Raw genomic sequence first — 2,913 nt, 5'->3', positions numbered from 1 at the left:
TTTGTACTTACTTTTATTCTCTTTTTGACTCTCCAGAACCCCCTCTTTTTAACCCTTTTTGTACTTACTTTTATTCTCTTTTTGACTCTCTAGAACCCCTCTTTTTAACCCTTTTTGTACTTACTTTTACCCTCTTTTGGCGCTACAAACGCTACACAAACGCTACAAACGCTACAAACGCTACAAACGCTACAAACGCTACGGCTTCGGTTAGGCATCCGTTCACAGGCATTTAACACTTGAGCAAATAAAGCTAACTTGATACGTTTAGCCATATCCATAAATGGGTTTTCTTGTGATTGACTGGGTTTCTTGTTTTTTGCCAATAATCCATCCCCGCTTATATGCGGGAGAGGTTATTGCGCTTAATCCAGATAAAACGATTGAATGGAGCTGCGAGCGCAAATTGCAAGTCCATGGCTCTTGGTCATCGCAAATTATGGTTAAAAGCGTCGGCAGCGCCCCGCCGCCGAATGATGCAAACGGCAGACCGGACTACAGCGCTCCCCCGCTGGCTACGCATCTCTATATACAGGGCAATCCTGCCAAATGGCTACAGGGTCATAATATTGTAGGGACTGACAACCTGCTTGAGTTAATGCTGGATACTTTTGATTTGCTTTGTGAGCATCTCAATCTAATGCCTACCGACTTTGAGCGCCATAATATTAAAAAAGGTCAATACCGGCTCACTCGCATCGATTACAACCGTATGTTTGACCTGCCCAGTCGATCAGACGTGCAGGCTTGGTTGCGTGCCGCCGAATTTAAAGCTAAATCACGGCATGGCAGACCGCTGTACAACCGCGGAACCTTGAGCTTTGGCAGCACTAGCAGGCACTGGAAGGTTGTGTGCTACTGCAAGGCAGACGAAATACAGACCAAAAGGAGTAGTAAAGTATCAATTGAAGAAATACAACTGACTAGTGACGCTGAATTTAAGAGGTGGATCGATAATAAACTGCGCGTTGAGCTGCGTTTATTATCGCGAAAACTCAAAGACACAACTTTTGACGGCCGAAACCTGACCACTGAATTTACTCACCCGGAAAACAGAGCGATTATCGAACATCTTACTCTGCAATGGGCTTACAACTTAACACCTGAAAAACTCAAAACCTTATTCAATGAATACGTGGGAGGACTGGACATGTCCGAACAAATCGAACTTAATAGCGAACAAGTTTTAAAACTGCCTAATAAATTACGTGGCACTTATACACTCTGGAAAGAAGGGCATGACTTAAAATCAATATTGTCAAATGGTACTTATTATAACCATAGGAAAGATCTTAAAGAGTATGGCATCGATATAGCAATTCGCTGCGACCGCGCGGTTAATACATCCAATGTCGTTCCTCTTATTCGTATTCTTGAAGCCAAACCCGCCGGCATTCCCGCATTTTTCTTTGAACGCGGTTTGGTTCATCGCTCGGCCAGAGCAGATTATTAATTAGATTAAGCGCCGCAAGCTCGACCGGTGCGCGGGTGCGGTGAGCACTGCGCACGGGCGGGCTTGCGGCGCTACCGGTTAGGTGTCCGCCTCGCCGGTTGCTATCAATAGCCCGCCTCTTTCTGGTGCCGGAAGGCCAGAACATACACCGCATCGTCTGACGGTTCGTGGTGGTATAGAGCCACATAGCCGGAATCCCCAAAGGCAATCACCAGCTCGCGTAGCTCGGGCATTTCAAGGAATGGTCGGCCAATGTCTGGGAACGTTTCCAGCAGCAGGAATTGCCGCTCGATGGTCTGACTGGCTCGCTTGGCCGCGTCCGGTGCTTTGACGGCCAGAAACTGGCGGCATCGTTCCAAGCCTTCCACAGCGCCTTCAGTGATGATTACTTGTGGCATTCAGGCACCGCCTTTTCGTCATTGGTGCCCCAAGTGTTCAACCAGGTGCGGACTTCTTGGCCTGTTAGGTGACGGCCGGTTTCCTTGTAGGCCGCCCAGGATTCTAAGGCTTCCTGCTTGAAGCTCTCGCGGGCTTCTTCGCGCTCTACGTACTCTTGGATTGCTTTGAGCATGATCCAATGGGGAGAGCGGCTGCGCTGGGCGGCGAGGTAGTGGACTCGACGTTTCAGCATGTTGTCGATTTTGAGAGACGTTGCCATAGTGAGCCTATTATCACGTAGTAATACCTAGTGATAATACCCTTTCCTGCCCTGAAGAACAGGGCTTGTCGCGCTAACATCGCTACGCGGCCTACAAGCCTTAAAATCGCGTATCAAGGTTGTTTGCGCGGCTACCCTACCAACCATTCTCGCAACCCTTCAAAAAACGCAAAATAACCGCGCTACTGACTGGTTTATACCGCGACATCTGCGCGTTTTTTCTTTTTCCAACAAATTTGCGCTTGTGTAGTGATGTAGCAATACACTACTACACTACTACACTACTACACTGCACCCGCTTTTGTCCTCACGGCGGACACCGGCCCTTCCCTCGTCAAGGGCGCGGCACGCGGCGAAGCGAACCCTTGACGAAAAAGAACACCCCTACGCTCAGGCAAAGGGGGCAGGAGGGTGCTCTTTCCTCCTGCCCCCTCTGCCTGTCGGCGAGACTGGGGGATGCAAGGGGGCAAAGCCCCTTTGCGCGATGTCCGGAGGTGCATAATTTTGAAAGTACGGTACTAGTGATACCGTACTTTCTTCCAGATTTTGGAATTTTCTTCACCTCAAGCGAGCTTTTTAGAGCTTTATCAGTGGCAACTTTTCGGCTCTTTTCGCTTCCGCTTCCACGATTTTCGGCACTTTTCTCGTCAAAGCTTTCGCTCTTTCGCTGGTTTTCGCCTGTTTTATCTTTTTTGTACTTACATTTTGCTTATTTTTGTACTTACTTTTATTCTCTTTTTGACTCTCCAGAACCCCCTCTTTTTAACCCTTTTTGTACTTACTTTTATTCTCTTTTTGACTC

The 2,913-nt window shown here is 48.1% G+C and carries 3 protein-coding genes; 1 reads left to right on the top strand and 2 read right to left on the bottom strand.

Going from position 1 to position 2,913, the window contains the following annotated elements:
- The first annotated feature begins 295 nt into the window (after positions 1-295).
- A complete protein-coding gene (locus AXE65_RS04480) occupies positions 296-1,453 on the top strand; it encodes a phage/plasmid replication protein, II/X family (protein WP_068388694.1) in 1,158 nt (385 codons plus the stop codon).
- A 104-nt stretch (positions 1,454-1,557) separates the two neighbouring features.
- Here AXE65_RS04480 and AXE65_RS04475 read toward each other — a convergent pair whose 3' ends face one another.
- Complete coding sequence (locus AXE65_RS04475; RefSeq protein ID WP_068388691.1) at positions 1,558-1,851, bottom strand: type II toxin-antitoxin system RelE/ParE family toxin; 294 nt, start codon at positions 1,849-1,851, stop codon at positions 1,558-1,560.
- Entirely contained in the window at positions 1,839-2,111 is a 273-nt protein-coding gene (locus tag AXE65_RS04470) for a CopG family ribbon-helix-helix protein (RefSeq protein ID WP_068388689.1), read from the bottom strand. Before AXE65_RS04470 ends, AXE65_RS04475 begins: the two co-directional genes overlap by 13 nt.
- Positions 2,112-2,913 lie beyond the last annotated feature (802 nt).

Origin of the sequence: Ventosimonas gracilis (assembly GCF_001580025.1) — a bacterium.
Taxonomy (GTDB): Bacteria; Pseudomonadota; Gammaproteobacteria; order Pseudomonadales; family Pseudomonadaceae; genus Ventosimonas; species Ventosimonas gracilis.
The sequence above is the reverse complement of the archived record's forward strand: the minus strand, read 5'-3'. Positions and strand labels throughout refer to the sequence as shown.

Coding starts and splice junctions, on each gene's coding strand:
- AXE65_RS04475 (WP_068388691.1), bottom strand. CDS start 1,851: ATGCCACAAGTAATCATCACTGAAGGCGCTGTGGAAGGCTTGGAACGA.
- AXE65_RS04470 (WP_068388689.1), bottom strand. CDS start 2,111: ATGGCAACGTCTCTCAAAATCGACAACATGCTGAAACGTCGAGTCCAC.